Origin of the sequence: Leucobacter viscericola, from assembly GCF_011299575.1 — a bacterium.
Taxonomy (GTDB): Bacteria; Actinomycetota; Actinomycetes; order Actinomycetales; family Microbacteriaceae; genus Leucobacter; species Leucobacter viscericola.
Window position 1 is genome coordinate 1621910 of sequence record NZ_CP049863.1, and the last position, 20870, is coordinate 1642779.

The window sequence follows — 20870 nt, forward strand, 5'->3', positions numbered from 1 at the left end:
ATATAGGTGTTGCGCATTAGACGCACTTGAAATCAAGTGTAGACTATTGAGGTGCCTCAAATATCGCAGCGGTTGAAACAGGTCGCTAAAGTTGGCGTCAAGTTCCTCATCGTCGGTGGAATCAGCACCCTTATTGAGGTCGCCGCGTTCAATCTCCTGTTGTTTGCCGCGGGCTGGGACCTCGTTCCCGCCAAGATTGCCGCCTCGTTAATCGCGCTCATCAATGCTTACTTTGGCAACAGGGAGTGGGCTTTCCGTCATCGTGAACGCCGTCAACGAACCGATGAAGTCGTTCGATTTCTCATCGTTAACCTGCTCTGCACCGGTCTTGGTGCCGCCTTGGTGTGGATCGGCGTTGAAGCTGCCGCACTGATACTCAACCGCGAGATCGGGCCTTACATCACCAACTTCGTGAACCTGGCCAGCATCGTCGTCGTGGTTCTCGTACGGTTCCTGTTTTACAACCGTTTTGTTTTCAGGCCCGGACAGCCGAAGACAGGACAGCAATCCGGCAAGCTAGACCTTCAAGCCGCAGAGACCGCGAGCTGACCTTCCCCAAGGAAGTTGAGTAGCAAATACCTCGTCAATTCACTACATTCGTGAATCACGGGTACCCTGGTCTAGGAGTTTGACTTTCAGGGAGTTATGTTGCGTCTATTGTGTTGCCCGGTTTTTCATCCGGTTATTAACGGGAAAAATTCTTGAAGCTCACGCGACCCCTCACCGCGACGGCCGGGGCACTCACAGTTCTTGCGCTCCTGATTAGCGGCTCTGGCTTCCAGGCCACGGCCGCATTCGCCACGGAAGCGGAGGGGCCAACTTCCTCCGCCGACCCGGAACCGACGCCTGCTCCGAGCGACAAGCCAGAGGCTCCTGAAGTAACACCCGGACCCACCGCCACTCCCTCACCGAGCCCAACAGCGGCCCCCGAAGAGACTCCCCCACCAACACCCTCGGCCGATCCCGAACCGCTCACCGCCAGTGCAACTGCTGCACCAATCACACAGTGCAATAGCAAATTTATGAGCATTCGAGACGGTGGCTGGCTGTTCCCCGGCATCGCCTACAAGGGTAACTTCGCCGATCCGTTCGTGCTGCCGGTCAAGGAGGCGGGCGGGACGGTCTACTACGCCTTTGCAACCAACACCTCACAGCGCAACCTTCCCGTCATGAAGAGCACGGATCTCAAGACGTGGAGCGTCATCTCCTACACTTCCAACTCCGGGTGGGCCGAGAGCAGATGCCTGTCCGACTACGACCCGCTCGATGACACGGCGATTCCCGCCGAGATTCGTCAGTACAACTACAACGTCCAGTGGAAACCCGAGACGAACTACTTCCCCAATCAGGTCGAAGCCTGGCTCAACGTCGACGGCCTCGTCTCCGCTCGACCCAGTTGGGCAGCGTGGGTACCGCAGGCAGGTCCGGGTGCGCTCGGTTGGCGCACACAAGAAACCTGGGCCCCGGGGGTCGCGTATTTCAACGGAAAGTATCACGCGTACATGTCGGTCCGTGCAAACGGTACCTCCGATCGCTTCTGCATCGGACTAGCAACCTCCACAAATCCGGGCGGACCCTACCGATACATCAGTGGTAACTCTGCTGTCGTTTGCCCCACCGACTACCTCAACGGCGTGATCGATCCTGAGCCCGTCAATTATGGCGGCAAGTGGTACCTGCTTTGGAAGAGCGAGTACTCTCCTGGCAAGGCGCAGGGCCTGCACGCCCAAGAAATCGATGTCACGACGGGCCGGCTCAAAGCGGGAACCAAAAAGGTCGACCTGCTGTATCGCGACACTTCTGCCACGACCTGGGAACATCACGCAATCGAGAACCCCTCCATGGCGACCATCGGTGGCACAACCTATCTGTTCTACGCGGGCGGCGAGTTCTGGGCAAAGCCCGGCACCAACAGCAACTACGCCACCGGCTATGCGGTCTGCCCAAAGGGCCCCACAGCACCCTGCAAACGCCCCTCCGGAGACAACCGGCTGCTCGGCAGCTTGGGGAGCGTTCAAGGGCCCGGCGGCGGCAGTGCATTCCAGGCTGCTGACGGAACTTGGAAGTTCGCGTATCACGCCTACACACAGGGTGGAGACCCAGATACGAGGCAGCTGCGGATTGCCAACATCTACCGCTGGCAGGCTGGCCAAATCTCGATCTCAGACGGCGCAAAAGCTCGCTTTGCCGACGTGCCCGCTCACTACAAGTTCGCCTCGCAGATCGGATGGCTGGCGAACAAGGGCATCACAACCGGCAATAAGGACGGCAACTTCCTCCCCCAGACGTCCACAACTCGATCCGACATGGCGGCCTTCCTCTACCGCTACGCGGGATCCCCGGCCTATACCCCCAAGGGGGCCGAGCCGTTCGCGGACGTGAGTAAAAAGAACAACAAGTTCTACAAAGAGATCCGCTGGATGCACGCGATGGGTCTCTCCACCGGCAGCAGAAACCCCAACGGTGGCAAGGCCCTCTACAAACCCGGTGATGCCATCAGCCGCGAGGCCATGGCTGCGTTCCTCTACAGGCTAAGCCGCACCAAGAACTACACCCCCAAGGGCAAAGAGCCGCTTCTCGACGTGAACCGCCAGTCGAAGTTCTACCGTGAGATTCGGTGGATGTACGACAACAAAATCACCACGGGCTACAGCCAGGGAAACGGAACCTACGTCTTCGACGAGAAGGGCAACACCAACCGCGATGCGTTCGCTGCATTCCTGCAGCGCTACGACTCGAAGTTCGGGTAGGAATCGGAATCCTCCGCCCTGCCGTAGTCCTTCAGCCCAAGATGTAGCTCAAACCGCTCCTGAGCGTCTTCGACTCCGTTCGCGTTCTCGTCGGAAAGGAGTATGCGGTCAGTTTTCTTTGAGTTCTTCGCAGCGACGCTGAAGCCTGCTCGATCCCCCACCACCTCGACACTGAGGGAGGATCCGAGGTCCGCTTTCGTTGGCTCGTAAGTCTTTGCGGTTGCGCCCGCAATATCGATACCGTTGCGCTTCCACTGATACTGCACGTTCGTGGGAGCAGGCTTCCATCCGGCAACACTCGCCGTGAGCTTCCCGCCGACCATCGCCGTGCCTTCCACGACGGGGGCAGCGGCCTTCGAGAACGAATCCTTGATGTCTTTGATGTGGATGTATCCCTGGAACTCATTCGAGTCAACTACGCGGGAATGATAAGCACCGCCCCAACCATAGTTGTACTCCTCGATCACAATCTTGCCCTTACCGAGCACCTTTGCGACCCAGGCAACGTGACCGAACTCTGAGGCGTCCCGGTAGTTCGGCCCGCTCCACGCGACAGCTCCGACCTCTGGCACATTATCCACGCGGATCCCGACACTTCTCGCGGAGTCAGCCCACTGCCCGGCGTTGCCCCATCGAGCCACCCCAAGATACTGGTTCGAGAAAGGAACGCCGTTCGCGGTGTTCAGTCGCCACGCAACAAACGAGGTGCACTGCCGGTACGCAAAGTTCCACCTGTCCCAAACGCTGGCCGCGCCGCTGTAGGGCCAGGGCAGATTGCGGTAGTAGCTGGGATAGTTATCGCCGATGATCTTGCCTCGCAGTGCTCCAAGATTCATGACGATGGGGCTGTCGAAGATGCCGCCCGACGGCCTAACCGTTTCTAGCCCCGGAGAATCCGAGGTGTTCTGCGGTGTTGGCGGTGCAACCGGCGGTGCCGCAGGAGGAGCCGGAGTGGGACCGGGATGAGGTTTTGGATCAGCCTTCGGGCCTGGCTTTGGTTTTGGCGTCGGGTTCGGTTTGGGATCCGGCTTCGGTTTCGGTGTCGGATCGGGCTTTGGCGTCGGAGTCGGCGGGGCCGGAGGGTCCGGGGTCGGAGTCGGTGTTGGCGTAGGGTCAGGTGTGGGTGTTGTCTCCGGGGGCGAGCTCGGATCCGTTGGCTCGGGCGGTGTTGGGTTGGGATCGACACTCGGCGTCTCAGCCGGAACTGTACCTGGCTCCGTCACCCCACCAGCAGGGTCGGTGACTGCACCAGGCTCCTCGCCAGGACTTCCCGAGGATCCTTGCTCAAGTGCTAGCTCGGCGGCGTCCCCGGTTTCTGCCGTTGCCCTCGATGGTGTCCCCAAGCCACTTGCCACCAGCGAAGCGGCGAGAACGCTCGATAGCACTGCCCCAACCAACGGTCGACTGAACGATCTCATAGGTCCCCCTTGTCCTGGGTTCAATTAAGCACAAATCTCAGTCGATAGCTACCCCTTGCAAAGACTGATGTGTGTGCTGTTTTTGACCCAGTGACTCGTGGGAATCTCGCAGAAGCTAGTGCTCCATACGGTAGATAAACGCCGCCATTGCTCCACGTGAAACGTTGTCCCGCGGAAGGTAAGCCGGTTTGCCCGAGGGCTGTCTATTGCCGGTCGAGTACTTCACCGCGTACATCCAGGTGATCTCGCGGTAGAACTTGTCACTTGGCTTCACATCCGCAAACGGCGAGACCTTAGGAGCCGTGTACTTTGCCCCCTTGTATCGGTACAAAAACGCAGCCATGGCCGAGCGTGAAACTGGATCCTTCGGCGCAAATTTTGGCTTACCGCTCGGCTGCCTGGTGCCGGTTGAGTAGCCCTTCGCGTACATCCAGGTGATCTGTCGATAGAAGGTGTCGCTTGGCTTCACATCTACAAACGGTGAGACGGCCGGGGGTGTGAAGTTCGCACCCTCGAGACGGTACAGGAACGCTGCCATGGCTTCTCGAGAGATCGAGGCATACGGCTGGTAAATGACACCTCGCCCGTCATCGGTCTTGAATCCACCGCTGAGGCCGCTGGTGCCCATCCACTCGATCTCTTTAAAGAACTTCTGTGTCTCAGGCACGTCCGCGAAGAAAGTGTTCGGGGATCCGAACCACTGCTTGTAGTACTGGTAGAAGTTGCGGTTGCCATAGGAAGAGCAGCCATCACCCTCGCCCCATCCGGCGTTGAGTGCGGCATCGTTCGGACGGTAGGGCGTGTAGGTGTACAGGGTCGCCGTCGCGAGGTTTTGAATGTAGACCTGGGAGGTTCCACAGCCCCTGTTCGGGTTCCACAGAATCGTGTTGAAGCGCCCCGGGTTGTAGTTCATGCCGTTCTGAGCCGTGTATCGCTTCAAGTGCCAGGCTGCGAAGTAGACCTGGTTTGCAAAGCCGGCACTACCCGCATCACAGTTCGCCGAGTTTCCTGGTCCGCTGTCAGGGCAGTTTGCTCCCGTGGCGTAATCAAACTGCCGCACGGTTGGCCAGGTGTCGGTGACGAGGCTCTGTTCTTTTTGGAGGATCACCAGGAGCACACGGGGGTTGATCCCGCAGGATCGCGCGACCCTTGCAATGATCGTCGCCGATGATTCGGCAGAGTTGCTCCCCTGGTAGGCGCTGCAATAGGCATTAGCCGCGCGAGTGGGTGAAGAAAACGCCGCGTCTTTCAAACAGCGGCTCGCGACAACCGTGCTGCCAAAGGGCGTTCCGGGGGTCCTGCCGGGGTTGCCAATTGTGCAGCGCCCCTCACCCGTGGCAGCCATTCGCTGGTTGAGGAAGGTCTGGATCTGGGCCGCCGACATCGAGTCGCCCTTATAGAAGTTCGTGTCGGAAATAATGTAACCGGGCTTAAAACCCGCCGCCAGCGAAGACGTAGAAAAAGCACGTGCCTGGGGAATCGCTCCCGCAGCTGCAGCCTCGATTTTCTCGTTCTCCTCAGCTGTTCTCGGTTCAGTCTGAAACCCGTCGGGGTTCGTTTCGCTCGGTACATCCTGGTTCTCCGGCGCGACGGGTTCAGCGCTAGGAACATCAGACTGCGGCTGTTCGGTAGTGGGATCAGCTGGAGTCTCAGTCGCGGGGACAGCGGGATCCGCGGGATCCTCTGTCACGGGAGCAGCAGGGTCGGCGGACTCTTCTGGCGCGGGCGCGGGTGACTCTTGGGCCCCCGTGTTCGTGTCAGAAGCAGTGCCACTTTCAGCATTCGCAACGCCCCCGGGAACGAGCACCCCAATGACGAGTCCCCCGGCGAGCAAGGCGATCGAGAATTTCTTCAGTATCGCAAGCATAGGTTACAGCCTACCCGTTGGTCTCCATACGGTACAGGAACGCTGCCATCGCCTCACGCGACACCGGGTCCTTCGGAGAGTACACGGGCTTCCCGTGGGGCTGTCGTGTGCCGGTTGAAAGACCCGAGGAATACATCCATGAAATCTCTCGATAGAAACGATGATTCGTCGGCACATCGGCGAACGGTGAGGTCTTGGGTGGCGTGTATCCCTTCGGCGCTTCGAGCCTGTACAGGAACGCCGCCATCGCCTCACGCGACACCGGAGTCTTCGGGTCGTAGCGGGCTCCTGCCGCAGTTCGGGTGCCGGTCGAGAGCCCGGTCTCCCCCATCCAGGCAATCTGCCGGTAGAACCCATAATTCGCGGGAACGTCGATAAACGGCGATGCTGCCGGCGGTTTCCATGTTTTGAGCGCATCAAGGCGGTACAGAAACGCGGCCATTGCTTCTCGGCTAACCGCGGTTTTGGGCCCGTAGACCGCGCCCTGCGGGGTCCTAGTTCCCGTTGAAAGTCCGGTCTGGTGCATCCAGGCGATCTGCCGGTAGAACTTGTGAGTCACCGGTACATCAATAAATGGAGACTTCGCGGGCGCGGGCGGGGCCCCTTTCAGCTTGACATGGGCAGACGTGCGCGAAGCGGTATCGTAGGCAGCTTTAGAGCCGGTGACGGTCACCGTAAGGCGACGCCCGGCATCCGCGCTCGACAGCTTGTAGCTGGCGCTCGTCGCGCCCTGAATTGGGGATCCGTTGCGGTTCCACTGGTATTTCAGCTGAACCGGGGCGGGGCCCCAGTTGCCGACCTTTGTCTGCAGAACCGATCCTGCTCGCAGTTGCCCCTCAATCGTGGGCGTCGGGGCCTGCAGTACACCGGGCGCGACAACAAACTCCTTCGACCGCTGCTGCGATGCCGCGTAACCGAGCTTCGACCCCGTCACCCCAAAGGACAGCTTCGTCCCAAGATCATCGGGGGTGATTGCATAGTTGGTTGAGGTCGCCCCACTCACGACCTTTCCGTCGCGGTACCACTGCATTTTGAGCTTTACCGGCCGCGGCTGCCAGCTGCCGGCGGCGCCACTAATCTGCTGCCCGACCCGCACCGAGCCGGTGACGCCCGGCACTGGCCGGCTGCTCAGCGTCTGGATGTTCATGCTTCGAGGGTGACTATCAACCCGCCAGCCACCAGCGGTGTACCCCAGGTTATTCAGGGGGGAGGTCGCGGCAGCAAACTTGCTGCCGGTGTTGTAGGCGATTCGCACACCGCCGTTTCCAAACCCAACGATGTCCGCGCGGCCATCACCGTTTACATCGGTCACCATCCGCGGGTGGCGGTCGAGCTGCCAGTTTGGCTTGCCGTTGTTCAGGGCACCAAACTCACTCGACCACCAGGTCCCGGCTCCAAACTTCGCTCCCGTACTCAGCGCGACCATCACTCCGGATTCACCGAAGCCAACAATGTCGGCGCGGCCATCACCGTTAACGTCGGCGAGTACACGAGGATGTTGCCCAGTCTGCCAGCCCTTTGCGGTGCCGAAATTGTCACTCCATCGAACGGGGGCTTTGAACCCTGATCCCGTGTTGATCGCCGCATAGACACCGTCGTCTTTGAAACCAACAACGTCGGGCAGGCCGTCGCCGTTCACATCCGCAAGCATGCGCGGATGGCTTTCCATGCGCCAACCGCTGTTGTATCCGAAGCCCGTCGACCACTGCTTCGGGGCGGCGAAGCTCTTGCCGGTGCTGAGGGCGACCGAGACACCCGAGTTCGAGAATCCGACGATGTCCAACTTGCCGTCACCGTTTACATCGATCAAGTAGCGGGGGTGTCGATCCACGCGCCACCCCGCGGTCGCCCCAAACTCATTGCTCCATTTCTGCTCGGGACCGAAACCGCTTCCCGTGTTCAAGGCAACATACACACCAGTTTCACCAAACCCAACGATGTCGGGCAACCCGTCACCGTTAATGTCGGCGAGGGTGCGCGGGTGTTTATCGACTTGCCATCCCAGGTCAACACCGAAACCTTCGCCCCAGCGTTTCGGCGCGGCAAACCCGCTACCCGTACTGGTAGCCACATACACACCACTGTTTGCGAAGCCAACAACGTCAGATTTGCCGTCACCGTTCACATCAACAAGCGTGCGCGGGTTGCGCAGCGGCGACCACCCGTTGTTTGCACCGAAACCCGCCACCCACTGTTTCATCGGGCCGAGACCGGTCTTTGTGTTGAGCGCGACCTGCACACCGTCGACACCAAAGCCCACAACGTCGGGAAGGCCGTCGCCGTTCACGTCCGAGTTCCACGGCAACATCTCCGTGGTGTCGTCAAGACCGTCACCGTCCGAGTCAATCATCAGCACCGCGGAGGTCGCCGCCGAAACCTTGGTTTCCGCTCGATAACCTGCTCGGCTCCCGGTCACTGCGACGGTGATGGTTTGTGCGCGGTCCGTCATCGTCGGGGTGTAGGTACTCGCGGTTGCTCCCGCGATCGCAACACCGTTCCGCTGCCACTGATAGCGCAGCCCCGTCACTGCGGGTGTCCAGCCTGCAAGGTTCGCCGTGAGTTTACTTCCGACAACTGCGGCACCACTGATGGTGGGAGTCGTCGTTTTTACGAACGAGTTCGCAAGGTCTTTGATGTGAATGTACCCCTGAAAATCACCCGGCCAGATTGTTCGGGTACCGTAGGCACCCGCCCACCCGTTGTTGTATTCCTCAATGACAATCTGGCCGCTGTCGAGCACCTGCGCTACCCATGCGACGTGCCCAAACTCCGAGGCACCCTTGTACCAGGGGCCGCTCCAGGCGACCGCCCCAACCTCGGGGGTACTGTCAACGCGCACACCAACGGCGCGAGCCGAATCTGCCCACTGCCCGGCATCACCCCACCGGGTCAAGCCGAGGTACTGGTTTGAAAACGGCACACCGTTAGCGCTGTTGAGGCGCCAAGCCACAAACGATGTGCACTGCCGGTAGGCGAAGTTCCACTCGTCCCAGATGTAGGCGCCATTGGGGTATGGCCAGGGCAGGTTTCTGTATTTCGCCGGGTAGTTGTCACCGATGATGGATCCACGCAGCTCGCTGGCCATGGCCCGGCTCGACAAACCACCGAGCACCTGGTCATCGGGCGCTTCCTCTGCTGGTCGCGCAGACGCCGGCCCTGGTGAGTTCGACGCGAGCCCACCATTGGGTCCGCGGGGTTCGTCTCCCTCGGGTGTGGGCTCGGGAGCGGGCGTGGTCGGCGGCGTCGGCTCAGCAGTTGGCGGATCCGTCGGCTCAGTCGTCGGAGGTGCTACTGGCGGATCAGTCGGCTCGGGATCGCCAGCGCCCGGATCCTGTGTCACATTCGACGGCTCCGTGCCGGTACCCGGATCCTGATCATTATTCAGCGAATTCAGGATCGCGGGCGACTCGGCTGCGGCCTCGGTTGTTGCGCCGAGAGGCACCACAAATAGCGACGACACCAGCGCTGTTGCAAGCGCCACCGTCACTACCGATCGACCAAAGCCTGACATGACTCCCCCAGAGTTCCTAACGTTCAACGATCCGGTTTATCGATCCCCGGGCAGCCCCCGCCCGATGAACCCGCGGAAAAGCACACGTTTCACACCCGCGGGCATTAAACGGTACGCCCCTTTCATGAGAACGTTGCGCGCGTACTGCGCACGGGTCACAAACCCCATCCGAAGCAGTTCACGCTGCAGTTTCCACTCGGTGCGAGCCTCGGCCCAGCCACCGCGGCGAACAAAGGCACCGGATCCCACCCGATAGCTCAGCAGCGGTTCCGCAATGTTCTCGACCCTCGCTCCATCAGCGATGAGCTGCACCCCCAGCCAGTAGTCCTCCATCTTGCCAAAGGGCTGGTAACGCCCGACGCGGTCGAGCGCGGCGAGACGGTACATCATCGTGGGGTGATTGAAAGGGTTGTGGGTACGCGCGTGGTCCCTGATGCGCTCCGGCCCGACGGGCGGAACACGAATCGCGCTCGGAGAGGCTGGGTCCTGTTCAAACTCCTGCATACCCGTGCCGACCAGGTCGTACCCCTGCTCGATCATCTCCCACTGCCGTGCAAAGCGTTCGGGGCTTGAGACGTCGTCCGCGTCCATGCGGGCGACAACGGGGTAGGTGCACGCATCGAGACCCGCGTTCAGAGCCTCAGTGAGGCCCCGGTTCTCAGATAGACGGATCAGCCGCACCGGAATGGGGCTCTCGGCTTCGATACGCTCGAGCTCCGCGGCGAGCGCCTCCGGAACCGGGCCATCCTGCACAATCACGGCCTCGGCCGGTTTCAGCGTCTGCTGATCCACCGAACTCTCGAAGGCAAGACGCAGATACTCGGCATTATCGCCAGCGTATACGGGCAGCAGGAGGGAGAAGTTCGCCTGGGGTGTTTGTGATGCAGGCATAATGCTCTAGCGTACCCGCTGAATATGAATCGACTACCTTGCGTCGAGCTTCGACAGGCGTTCGATCTCGTACATGACATCAACGGGCACACCCGCGTCACGCAGCACGTCACGCGTCAGCCGCGGAGAAGTACGCCAGCCATCACGCCAGCCCCGCTTCAGGCAGTCCCGCAGCTGGGCCCGGTCTTCCGACGCGCGGAAGGTGCGAATCCAACGCCTCGCGGTGGCGGCGGAGTACAGCAGTTTCTCCCACCCCTGCAGTGCACGACTGCAGCGGAACACCCAGAGTTTATTGCGCACCTCATAAAAGAAACGGGGACCAGGATCCTGGTCGCTTGAGCCGCGTTTCACCGTCTTGTGAGTGACGACCGACCCGGGTACGTACAGACCACGGGCACCCCGCAGCAGGCGGGCGGAGTATTCAAAGTCGTCGTTCCACAGGAAGTAGTCGGCGAGAGGCAGGCCGAGTTCGCGCACCCGCGGTGCCCTCAGAAACGCCGAAACAAAGGAGATCGAACGAATCTCCATGCCACCAGCTTGGGCGGCACGACGGCGTTCGCGTTCACCAGCACGAATCTTCGCTTTGGGCGTGTTCATGGGGTGATCTTGCTCGTCGGTCCAGATGACCCGAGACCCCATGACGGCCAGGTCGTCTTGCCCCGTGCTGCGATAGCGCTTGTGCGCTTCAAGTGCTCCCGAGAGTGCGTCGGGGCCGGGAACGGTGTCATCGTCCATCACCCAGACCCAGTCGATCCCGTCTTCGGCAACGGCCGCGGCTATCCCTACCGCAAACCCACCGGCACCGCCGGTATTCTCGGTTAACTGGATAAAGCGTGCGCGCTCGCCCCACTCCTCAAGCAGGTGCTCGGCTTCTTCGCCGATTCCGCCGTCAGACGCGTTATCGACCACCACCAAACGGTCAACCGGTCTGCTCTGTGCGGCGAGCGCACGCAGCGACTCTTGCAGCAGTTCTCGCCGGTTGTACGCCACCAATACGGCGGTTACGCGCATGCGAACACTCTCCCATCAAGACAAATTGGCCTCGCCTAGTCTACGTTGCTCGCGAAGGAGACCACTCGCTCACGGCTCGCGCCCCTCAACCCGCGGCGGTAACCTGCGACCCGTGCGCCCACATCTTGGCGTAGAAGCTCACCGAGCGGGACTTCACCACGTCAAGGTATTCGTCTGAGTCAAGATCCAGAATCGATCCTGCCGGCACATCTTGTTCCTTCACAAGCGCGGAAACCCCTATGCCTGCTCGGTGATCCTTGATGTTGAGGCCAACAAGCTCCAGAAGCGTTGGATACATGCTGAGCTGGTCGATTTCTTCGCGCGCGAACTTCACGCCTCCTGGAACCCACACTCGATTGAAAATGGTGCGGTCATCCCGGTCCTTCAGCTCGTCCCAGTAGGTGCCACCCTCAACGTTCATCTTCCGATGATCGCCCATGACAACAACGGTGGTGTCGTCCAGGTATCCCTGCTTGTCCATGTAGCCAACAAACCCCGCCACCTGCTCCATGGAACAGAAGGTAATCGAGGTGAGTTCCTTTTTGGTGTCTACATCGCAGTAGTCGAAGACGTGTATCGGTTCGTGACTGTCAAGCGTCAGCATTGTGAGGTTGAAGGGATCGCCAGCGTCGTGCAGCTCCTTCACCTTTTCTTTTGCGTGCTCGAACAGGCGACGATCGGAGAGCCCCCATTCTGCGCGGGTTTCTGTCTCTCCCTCGCTCACCCAATCTTCCAGGCCGTAGACCTCGTCGTAACCGTGACCGGATAGGAACTGATCCTTGCCAGCGAAGCTTGCGTTCGCTCCCCCGAGAAAAACGTTGTGGTATCCCTCGTCCTTCAGCACGTCTCCCAGGCAGTCGGCACCTGGAAGGAAGCGATCAAGCTGGTGATCCTGATCGCCGAGAAGGTTCAGGTCATCGTTATCCGCGTTTGAGGTCGCGGTGCGCAGCGGGATCCCGCACTGCGTTCCCACGATCCCTGCCATCGTCCAGCCGCCACCCTCGTAGGTGTCTAGCTTTGGAACAGTCGCCCAACCAGATGTCGCCGTCTGAACGGGGGCAAGCATGTTCTTCTCAAACACCTTGTCGTCAGTGAAGGTGTCTTCGATGGACTCAAGATAGATCAGCACGAGATTGTTCTTGCCTTTTGCGGCGCCAGAACCAGAATCACCTTTCGCGCCGACGCTCACAACTGAGCCGCCATCGGAGTGACCCGGCTCTACCTTCGGAGCTTTGTAGAAATCGGCGAGTGTCGTTCCCAGCGTTTTCTCTCGAATTGAGGCCTGTATGTAGTCGACCGCGCCAATCGTGTCCCCGAACAATGTCGCACCGCCCAGAGGCAGAATGACGGCGAGCGCAATGGCAACACCTCTAAACAACCGGGTTCGCAGGGTGGTGAACCACGCCTTGGAACGCAGGCCGCGCCGCAGCATTTCGACAACGACAGCCAATGCGAGTGTGATGGCCACGGGAACCACAATGATGGCCGCAACCGCTCCAGCAACGAGCGCATCTCCGCCCGCACCCTCACCACCGCCGTTCATGTTGCTTAGCAGCTGATCAACGGAGATGACACCAAAGGTACGCCGCACCCAGAGTGCCGCTCCGGTAAAAATGGTGCCAACAGCAACGAGCACCCAGAATCCAACGATTCCGGCAGCCCACAGCCTACGTTTCGGGCTGACCGACTCTGCAGTCAATTCTTCTTCCACCTTTATCACTCGCTGATCAACCAGCGATTCTACTCCGAGTCTTTCTTGGGAGGAGAGGCCTGTGCGATTCCGTCAGCCGTGAGCTGCCTGATCACGTCAAAGTCCGGCGCATCGGGCTCGACCGCTGGCGGAACTAGCTCGACGTTCACGATGTCGTGTTCGCGGGACTTGCTAGCAAGATCTACGAACCTGCCCAGCATCGATTCGGGAATATCGGTCTCAATGAGCTGAGTTCCCGCAGCCGCAATACCCTGGAACTTAAGAAGCACGTTCGTGGGGTTCATCTGGGAGAGGATCGCGGCCTGCAGCTCGCGCTGTCGCTGCATGCGATCGTAGTCGCCACCGCTCGAGCCGTATCGCGACCGCGCATACCACTGCGCTTGGAATCCGTTGAGGTGCTGCTTACCTGGTTCGATCCAGCCATCCTCGTTCACCACTTCACCACTATACGGATCGACCCCGCCACCAATGGGCAGTCGTTCTTTGACGTCCATGGTGACCCCACCGAGCGCGTCAATCAGATCAGCAAAGCCGTCCATGTTGAGCAGCACGTAGAACTGAATCTTGAGCCCCAAAGCACCCTCAACGGCCTCACGGGTCGCCTCGATGCCTGGCGAGGAGTCGTGTTTTTTGGCGTTCGGGTAGAGCTCGGGGTAGAACAGCTCTGCCTCAGCGTAGATACCGTTCAAGATGCAACGACCGACCTGGCAGCCGCCGTAGTCGCCAAACTCGTTCGGGCCAACGCCGAACCCGTTCGGATGCATTTCGGCCATGGGTGATCCCTCGGCGAATGGCGTGCCTTCAAGCTCACGAGGCACGCCAATAATGGCGGCCTGCCCTGTCTCGGCATCAACACTAATGACGGAGATGCTGTCGGGGCGCAGCCCCTCACGATCCGCTCCAGCATCGGTGCCCAGCAGCAAGAAGTTATAGCGCCCGTCGACCGGCGCAACAGCGGGGGCACTGCCAAAAATGTCGCTGAGCGCACCGCGACCGGCCGCGACCGATGTTCCGGCCCAGGCGGCACCAACCGCGGGAACAAGCGTCAGGATCACGGAGAGAATGGCAACCGGCATTTTCCAGTTGGGCTGCACCCGTCGAAGCCGCGTGAGACCCAGGGTGTTGAGCCCAAGAAGCACCCACAGCACGGCATAGGCAAATAGCGCCCACTGCAGAATGAGCAGCACCCAACTGTTCGTAAAAATGGTGAGTGTTGCGACTCGCGCGAACATCAGCCCCAGAATCGAGGCGATACCCACCACGAGCAGAACGATCGTGGCGGTCAACCCGAAACGCCCGAGCTTGCGGTTACCCGAGAGCAGCTGCGCGCTTCCGGGCAACAAAAACCCGAGCACAACAAGCCAGCGCGCTCGCTTGCTCATGAGCGGCGGCGAGTTTAAGTCTGGGTTACGAAGCGGCCGCTCAAGATCAAGAGTCACGCGGTATAACCTCCCGGATTCGACGACTGCCAGGCCCAGGAGTCGCGGCAGGCCTCTGCGAGTGATCGTGAGGTGCGCCAATTCAGTTCGCGGTTTGCCTTCTCAGGATTCGCGACGACCTCTGCAACATCACCCGGACGCGCGTCGACGACAGCGTAGGGAATTGGCTGGCCCGAAGCCTGCTCAAACGCACGCACCACTTCAAGCACACTCGAGCCCGTGCCAGAACCAAGGTTGTAGCTGGCCACACCAACGGCGGAATTGTTCAGTGCGGCAACGTGCCCTTCGGCAAGGTCCATCACGTGAATGTAGTCACGCACGCCGGTGCCATCGGGGGTCGGATAGGTGTCGCCGAAGACGCTCAGCTCTTTCCGTTTACCAACGGCAACCTGGGCAATAAAGGGCATGAGGTTGTTCGGGATCCCTGAGGGATCCTCACCGATGCGCCCTGAGGGGTGCGCCCCCACCGGGTTGAAGTAGCGCAGCAGAACGGCCTCAAGCTCGGGCCAGGCAAGCTGCGTGTCGCGAATAATCTGCTCGTTCATAAACTTCGACCAGCCGTAGGGGTTAGTCAGGCCAACACCGACACGATGCAGCTCATCTTGGGGAACGTATTCGGGGTCACCGTAGACCGTCGCGGAAGAGCTGAAGACAAGTTTTGTCACGCCCCGGTCGCGCATAATGTCGAGCAGCGCAAGGGTGGAATCGATATTGACGCGATAGTACTTCGTGGGCATGGCGACCGACTCGCCAACTGACTTGAGCCCCGCGAGGTGGATCACGGCGTCAAACTCAACATCTTTGAGGGCCTCAGCTGCGCGTTCGCGATCCGCGAGGTCGACCTCGATAAGCGCGACACTCCGACCGCTCAGTTTTTCCACGCGGCGTACCGCCTCGGGGTTGCTGTTCGAGAAGTCATCGAGAATAACAACGTCGTGTCCCTGGTCCAAGAGCACGAGGGCGGTGTGGGAGCCGATGTATCCGGCTCCACCTGTAAGCAATACACGCATGGGTACCAGCGTACTTTGTTTGAGCCGTGGACTCCCCGAATGCTTGGGCAATCGTCACATTTCTATTTCGTCCTTGACTTCGCAGGGCATAAGTTCAGGCTTTGCACACTCTGACTCATAGAATGATCTGGGACCGTTCTAGAGTACGAATTATCGATGGGAGAAGTACGTGGCAACACTCACTCTCATCGCAGAACCTTTCCCCGACTGGGAAGCGCCGGTACATGCCGCAGCTGCGAGAGATCTCATGGGAGCTTTGGCAACCACGGCACCGCGCAGTTGCAGTACCCGGTATCTGATGGCCAAGGGATCAACCGATCCTCACTTCACGTCACCGCTTATTCGCTCTGAATATCTACCGTTCCGATCGACCATGCTGCCGCTGCTGTGGCAAAACGGCGCAACGGCCAGGCCGCTCGACGGTGAGTTTGTGCACTCCATCACGCCGATGGTTCCGCTGCGCTCCCACGGCGACGACGACGGAACCCAAACCTCGGTCACCATTACCCACAGCATCGCCTGGGACGCCCCGGCGATCCTCGGCAACTCTCAGGCCCGCCTGTACCGCGCTTTCGTGCGGCGAGCCGTAAAGCTGGCGGACGTACTTTTCACCCCCACCCACGCAACCGCTCGGGTGCTGCAGGAGCAGTTTGGTTCCGACCTTCCGGTTCAGGTTTTGCAGCTTGGGGCACCCTCGGAGTACCTGCGCCCGGACGACGCGATCGAGCGCCGTGCCGCTCTCGGGGTACCCGATCACTACGCGGTCACAACCGCCACCTCAAGCGAAGACGGCCGCCTCAGCTGGATTATTGATGCGCTGCGCGCCGATCCCGCGCTCCCCAGCGTGGTGGTGCTCGAGGGGCTGGATCCGGCCGCGAGTGCAACCGAACAGCCAAGCATCCCCGAGGAGCTTCAGCACCGCGTGGTTTTCGTGACACCTCGTGACCTCACGGACGTTGGCGCAGTGCTGAGCGGTGCTTCGCTTCTGCTGCAGCCACAGGCCTACGTCGGCACGGGCTATACCCTGCTCGGCGCACTCACCGGATCTGTTCCGGTGCTGCACTCGGGTCACCCGGCCGCAGAAGAACTCGTGCTTGATGCGGGCCTGGCAGCAACCTCGGCGGGAGAATTTGCGGCCGAGTTCAGCAGACTGTTCCGTGACCCCAACTCGCTCACCAAGCTGGCGGTTCTCGCCCGCGACCGTAGCCGCGGCTTCGGTTGGAACGGTGCGGCCTGGCAGCTCTGGGAAGCCCACGCCAACATGTAGCGACTGAGGTTCTGCGCAGACATCTGCATCGCAGAACCTAGGCGTCGACGCTGCCGATGCCACCCCTGCTTTTCGCCTGCACCCACTCGAGCGTCCCTGAAATCAGGATCGCGGCAGCCACCATTGCCACGGTCCCAGCCCAGCCCGCGGCAACAAATGCGAGACCACCGACCCAACCCAGCACACTCGAGCCCGCGTAGTACGCGAGGTTGTAGAGCGGCGGGGCCTGGCTCGCGCCCGAAAGTCCCGCTGTGCGTCGCCCGATAAGCCCACTCGCAATGGAGTGCGCCCCGAAGAACCCTCCGGTAAACAGCACGAGCCCCACGACAATTGCCGCGAGTGGCTCGGTGAGGGTGAGCAGTAGCCCCAGCAGCATCACAGTAAGACTCGCCAGCATCACCGCGACCGGTGCGATTCGGCGCGCGATCCGCCACACCAGGTTTGATGCGACGGCTCCCGCGAGGTACGCAAGAAAAAGCCACGAGATCTGCAGGGTCGAAAGGGCGTAGGGATCTTGCTCCAGGCGAAACGCGAGCATGTTGTACGCGGCAACAAAACCACCCATCAACAGGAACGCTTGCAACACCAGCACCAATACGGCCGGGTTGCGCAGGTTGGCGAGCAGAGCCCTCGGCAAGGGCGTTGTACGTGGCAGCGGCACCGCGGTCTTAGGAATCAAGACGATGAATGCGATCGTCGCAGCGGCCGCGAGCAGCGCAACCGCGGCGAGCCCAAAGCGCCAGCTCACGGGATCCGCGAGCGACCCCGCAACAACTCGACCAATGAGCCCACCGAACGTAGTGCCCGCGACGTAGCCACCCACCGCCGCGCCGAGCGAGCGTGGACTCACCGTCTCAGCGAGGGTTGTCACCGCGAGGGCGGGAAGCCCACCCAGGGCGATGCCCTCGATCCCGCGCAGCACAATCATGGTTTCGAAGTTTGGTGCAAACGGAACCAGCAGGCCGAGGATCATCGCCGCCGCCGCGGCCCAGCGGATCGTTGTGATTCGGCCAAGGTGGTCGGAGAGCCGCGCCCACGGCAGCACCCCGAGTGCGACCCCAATGGTGGTCGCACCGATGATCCACGAGATGGATCCAGCACCCGTCTCGAATTCGCGCGCAATCTGGGGCAGCAGTCCCTGCGGCGAATACATCTGCGCAAAGGTTGCGAGCCCCGCGCAGAAGAGTGCGATGAGCGCGCGCCGATACTCGGGAGTACCCCGATCTGCGCGCGGGTCTGACACCTTAGTTGCTGGGTGAGGCCGTGTCGCTGGCAGTCGCCTCGACGCGTGCCTTGAGCGCCGTGTTTTTCTCCTCGACAACAGCGGTGAGCTCGGCCGCGTAGGCGTCAAGCTGCGCAGAGATTCCGCGATCCTGCGCCCCAAGAATGCGAGCGGCAAGCAACCCTGCGTTCTTCGCACCGCCAATTGAAACGGTAGCGACGGGGATGCCCCCCGGCATTTGCACAATCGACAGCAGCGAATCGAGCCCGTCGAGTTTTGCGAGCGGCACGGGCACCCCGATAACGGGCAGTGTGGTCATTGAGGCAACCATGCCCGGCAGGTGGGCGGCTCCGCCCGCTCCCGCGATAATCACTTTGAGCCCGCGATCAGCGGCTTCGCGAGCGTAGCTGACCATCTTGTCTGGGGTGCGGTGGGCACTCACAACCTCAACCTCGTGTGCGATACCGAAATCTCGCAGCACCTGGACCGCGTCGGCCATCACGTTGAAGTCGGAATCCGAGCCCATGATCACTCCCACGAGGGGCACTGCACTGTTGGTCATGGTTTATATCGTATCCGGGCATTGCAGTGGGGAGTGACGCGGGGGTTTCGGGTGCGCCGGTGAGTGTCAAAGTAAGTCAAATTTGTACTGTACTTTTCTGTACACATCTTTTCTTCACTGGACCTTTATTACTTAGGTCAAGCAATCTAGTGCGATGACCAAGACAAAATCCGTCGCGGCGATCGAAATAGGTCGCCGTATTCGTGAAGCGCGTCAAAAACTTGGTATTTCGCGGGAGGATCTGAGCGAGCTCTCCGAGATGGAGACCACCAGCATAGGCCGCATCGAAAGGGGCGAGTCAAGCCCTGCGGTGCAATCAATTGTTCGTCTTGCCTTTGCACTGGAGACGGATCCCGGCCAGTTCATCTCCGGCATCACACCCGACGCCTATGCGCCACCATCGCACCAGCTGAAGGTTCGAGACCTCATTCGCCAGCGCAGAGAACAGTTCGGCAATGGTGGCTAGCCATTTCGCCACCGCGCGATAAGGCAGAATAGGTACATGGGCGAACTGGGCACGAACCGCAGCAGCATCCGAGTGGGCGTCATCGGAGGCGGGCAGCTCGCCCGTATGATGGTGCCCCCGGCAACCCACCTGGGTCTGGGCATCAGCGTTCTCGCCGAGGTCGAGGGCTCGAGCGCCGCGAGAGCAGCCGACGCCGTGGGCGACTACCGCGATCCCGAAACGGTCTATGCCTTCGCCGACACCGTCGACGTGGTCACATTCGATCACGAGCACGTACCGCAAGAGATTCTGCTTGAACTTGAGCGCCGCGGCAAGGCAGTGCACCCGAGGCCCGGTGCGCTGCAGTTCGCCCAGGACAAGATCCTTATGCGCCAAAAGCTCGAAGAGCTGGGTGTCCCGGTGCCAAGCTGGGCAGCCGTCGCCGATGAGGTTGAACTCAAGGCCTTCATTGACGCCCATGGCGGTCGCGCCGTGGTCAAGACGGCCCGCGGTGGCTACGACGGCAAGGGTGTGCGATTGGTGTCGGATGCCAGCGAGGTTCGCGACTGGTTTACCGCTCTCGCTGAGGATGCGCGTGGCGGTCACTTGCTCGCTGAAGAACTCGTAGATTTCACGCGCGAGCTCTCCCAGCTGGTCGCGCGCCGCCCGAGTGGCGAAACACGCACATGGCCCGTGGTTGAGACGATCCAGCGCGATGGTGTGTGCGCCGTGGTGTTGGCGCCGGCGCCGGTTGCTGATCCCGCAACCCTCGATGAGGCCGCCCGCATCGGCGCGGTTGTTGCCGAGGGGGTTGGGGTTACCGGAGTGCTCGCTGTCGAGATGTTCGAGGCCCGCGATGGCAGGGTGCTCGTGAACGAGCTTGCCATGCGGCCGCACAATTCGGGCCATTTCTCGATCGAAGGATCCGTGACGAGCCAGTTCGAGCAGCACCTACGCGCTGTCGCGGACCTACCGCTCGGCGACACCTCGATGACGGCCCCCGCCGCAGTCATGGTGAACGTGCTTGGTGGACCAGTCGAGGGGCCGATGCCCGTGCGCTACGCCGCAGCTCTTGCGGCGCACCCCCGCGCGAAGTTCCACAGCTACGACAAAACACCGCGGCCGGGCCGCAAAGTGGGCCACGTGACGGTGACGGGCGAGGATCTCGAGACCGTGCGCGCCGCAGCGCAGGCCGCGGCTGACGAGTTTAACTAGCGGCTACTCGGCCGCCGGGCGGGCGCAGCGGCTCGCCGGGCTGTCGGCCCCCGCGGGCGCTGCACCGTTGAATCGATGCAGCGCCTCATTCAGAGACGCGAGCTCTTCGAGCCGCCACCCCTGGAACCGCTCCTGATAATCGTGCGAGGTGTGCGCGTGCAGCTCCTCGATCGCGGTCTGCGCCGCGAGACTCGCCGTGAGCAACACAACTCGCCGATCCTCAGCGGCCGCCTCGGCCTCAATGAGACCGAACTCCCGCAACTTCGTTACCTGCCGACTCACTACGGCCTTGTCCATGCCGAGCAGCTGACTCAGCTGGGTCGCGGTAATCGGCCCCTTTCGCAGGATCGTCTGCAGCACCATGATGCCCACCCCCTTGAGCTCGGGGTGAACCTCCTCCGCGTAGCGTGCCCAGCGCGTGCGGGCGAAGGCAAACACCTGAGAGAACTCGGCGATAATCTCGGAGATCAGTTCGTCACCCTGTGCGGGGTGGTTCGGGATCGCCGATGCTTCAGGGGCTTCCGGTGGCATCACGGGCTGCTGCGACATAC

The 20870-nt window shown here is 61.1% G+C and carries 16 protein-coding genes; 5 read left to right on the forward strand and 11 right to left on the reverse strand.

All coding sequences use genetic code 11. The features are described 5' to 3' along the window. The first annotated feature begins 51 nt into the window (after nucleotides 1-51). On the forward strand, nucleotides 52-549 hold the full coding sequence (locus G7068_RS07310; RefSeq protein WP_166290658.1) for a GtrA family protein: 498 nt from the start codon (nucleotides 52-54) through the stop codon (nucleotides 547-549). Between the two features lie 152 nt (nucleotides 550-701). After that, nucleotides 702-2750: a family 43 glycosylhydrolase gene (locus G7068_RS07315; RefSeq protein ID WP_166290660.1), complete on the forward strand. Its 2049-nt coding sequence runs from the start codon at nucleotides 702-704 to the stop codon at nucleotides 2748-2750. On the opposite strand, the gene G7068_RS07320 is transcribed toward G7068_RS07315, so the two are convergent. The 8 genes from G7068_RS07320 to galE form a co-directional block, all read right to left on the reverse strand. Next, nucleotides 2729-4168: a CHAP domain-containing protein gene (locus G7068_RS07320; protein ID WP_166290662.1), complete on the reverse strand. Its 1440-nt coding sequence runs from the start codon at nucleotides 4166-4168 to the stop codon at nucleotides 2729-2731. The two genes, G7068_RS07315 and G7068_RS07320, sit on opposite strands and share 22 nt — an antisense overlap. A 115-nt stretch (nucleotides 4169-4283) precedes the next feature. Further along, nucleotides 4284-6035 (reverse strand): S-layer homology domain-containing protein, encoded by a 1752-nt coding sequence (locus G7068_RS07325; RefSeq protein WP_166290665.1) that lies wholly within the window; start codon nucleotides 6033-6035, stop codon nucleotides 4284-4286. A gap of 10 nt (nucleotides 6036-6045) precedes the next feature. Next, nucleotides 6046-9546: an FG-GAP-like repeat-containing protein gene (locus tag G7068_RS07330; RefSeq protein WP_166290667.1), complete on the reverse strand. Its 3501-nt coding sequence runs from the start codon at nucleotides 9544-9546 to the stop codon at nucleotides 6046-6048. Nucleotides 9547-9582: 36 nt separating this feature from the next. Further along, the gene (locus tag G7068_RS07335) at nucleotides 9583-10437 is read right to left on the reverse strand and encodes a glycosyltransferase (RefSeq protein WP_166290669.1); all 855 of its coding nucleotides are present in this window, start codon (nucleotides 10435-10437) and stop codon (nucleotides 9583-9585) included. A 33-nt stretch (nucleotides 10438-10470) separates the two neighbouring features. Continuing rightward, entirely contained in the window at nucleotides 10471-11448 is a 978-nt protein-coding gene (locus G7068_RS07340) for a glycosyltransferase (protein WP_166290671.1), read from the reverse strand. A gap of 85 nt (nucleotides 11449-11533) precedes the next feature. Then, nucleotides 11534-13147, reverse strand: a complete 1614-nt coding sequence (locus G7068_RS07345; RefSeq protein ID WP_166290673.1) for an LTA synthase family protein — start codon at nucleotides 13145-13147, stop codon at nucleotides 11534-11536. 41 nt (nucleotides 13148-13188) lie between these two features. Continuing rightward, nucleotides 13189-14541: an LCP family protein gene (locus G7068_RS07350; protein WP_166290675.1), complete on the reverse strand. Its 1353-nt coding sequence runs from the start codon at nucleotides 14539-14541 to the stop codon at nucleotides 13189-13191. 53 nt (nucleotides 14542-14594) lie between these two features. After that, a complete protein-coding gene (gene galE / locus G7068_RS07355) occupies nucleotides 14595-15608 on the reverse strand; it encodes a UDP-glucose 4-epimerase GalE (RefSeq protein WP_166290677.1) in 1014 nt (337 codons plus the stop codon). Nucleotides 15609-15777: 169 nt separating this feature from the next. Here galE and G7068_RS07360 point away from each other — a divergent pair, with 169 nt between their 5' ends. Beyond that, nucleotides 15778-16875: a glycosyltransferase family protein gene (locus tag G7068_RS07360; RefSeq protein WP_166290679.1), complete on the forward strand. Its 1098-nt coding sequence runs from the start codon at nucleotides 15778-15780 to the stop codon at nucleotides 16873-16875. 37 nt (nucleotides 16876-16912) lie between these two features. Here the strand turns inward: G7068_RS07360 and G7068_RS07365 are convergent, their stop codons facing one another. Further along, complete coding sequence (locus G7068_RS07365) at nucleotides 16913-18118, reverse strand: MFS transporter (protein ID WP_166290681.1); 1206 nt, start codon at nucleotides 18116-18118, stop codon at nucleotides 16913-16915. Nucleotide 18119: 1 nt separating this feature from the next. Next, nucleotides 18120-18659 (reverse strand): 5-(carboxyamino)imidazole ribonucleotide mutase, encoded by a 540-nt coding sequence (gene purE / locus G7068_RS07370; protein WP_166290683.1) that lies wholly within the window; start codon nucleotides 18657-18659, stop codon nucleotides 18120-18122. 154 nt (nucleotides 18660-18813) lie between these two features. Between purE and G7068_RS07375 the strand changes: the two genes are divergently transcribed. Together G7068_RS07375 and G7068_RS07380 are read left to right on the forward strand one after the other, a co-directional pair. After that, nucleotides 18814-19125, forward strand: coding sequence for a helix-turn-helix domain-containing protein (locus tag G7068_RS07375; protein WP_166290685.1), 312 nt, complete (start codon nucleotides 18814-18816; stop codon nucleotides 19123-19125). Nucleotides 19126-19161: 36 nt separating this feature from the next. Beyond that, entirely contained in the window at nucleotides 19162-20319 is a 1158-nt protein-coding gene (locus tag G7068_RS07380) for a 5-(carboxyamino)imidazole ribonucleotide synthase (RefSeq protein WP_166290687.1), read from the forward strand. 3 nt (nucleotides 20320-20322) lie between these two features. On the opposite strand, the gene G7068_RS07385 is transcribed toward G7068_RS07380, so the two are convergent. Further along, on the reverse strand, nucleotides 20323-20868 hold the full coding sequence (locus tag G7068_RS07385; protein ID WP_244304770.1) for a MarR family winged helix-turn-helix transcriptional regulator: 546 nt from the start codon (nucleotides 20866-20868) through the stop codon (nucleotides 20323-20325). Nucleotides 20869-20870: the final 2 nt, after the last annotated feature.

Bases quoted from the DNA above. Each gene is read 5' to 3' on its own strand.
- G7068_RS07330 (WP_166290667.1), bottom strand. From the start codon at position 9,546: ATGTCAGGCTTTGGTCGATCGGTAGTGACGGTGGCGCTTGCAACAGCG.
- G7068_RS07385 (WP_244304770.1), bottom strand. From the start codon at position 20,868: ATGTCGCAGCAGCCCGTGATGCCACCGGAAGCCCCTGAAGCATCGGCG.
- G7068_RS07335 (WP_166290669.1), bottom strand. From the start codon at position 10,437: ATGCCTGCATCACAAACACCCCAGGCGAACTTCTCCCTCCTGCTGCCC.
- G7068_RS07350 (WP_166290675.1), bottom strand. From the start codon at position 14,541: ATGAGCAAGCGAGCGCGCTGGCTTGTTGTGCTCGGGTTTTTGTTGCCC.
- G7068_RS07380 (WP_166290687.1), top strand. From the start codon at position 19,162: ATGGGCGAACTGGGCACGAACCGCAGCAGCATCCGAGTGGGCGTCATC.
- G7068_RS07325 (WP_166290665.1), bottom strand. From the start codon at position 6,035: ATGCTTGCGATACTGAAGAAATTCTCGATCGCCTTGCTCGCCGGGGGA.
- purE (WP_166290683.1), bottom strand. From the start codon at position 18,659: ATGACCAACAGTGCAGTGCCCCTCGTGGGAGTGATCATGGGCTCGGAT.
- G7068_RS07375 (WP_166290685.1), top strand. From the start codon at position 18,814: ATGACCAAGACAAAATCCGTCGCGGCGATCGAAATAGGTCGCCGTATT.
- galE (WP_166290677.1), bottom strand. From the start codon at position 15,608: ATGCGTGTATTGCTTACAGGTGGAGCCGGATACATCGGCTCCCACACC.
- G7068_RS07340 (WP_166290671.1), bottom strand. From the start codon at position 11,448: ATGCGCGTAACCGCCGTATTGGTGGCGTACAACCGGCGAGAACTGCTG.
- G7068_RS07320 (WP_166290662.1), bottom strand. From the start codon at position 4,168: ATGAGATCGTTCAGTCGACCGTTGGTTGGGGCAGTGCTATCGAGCGTT.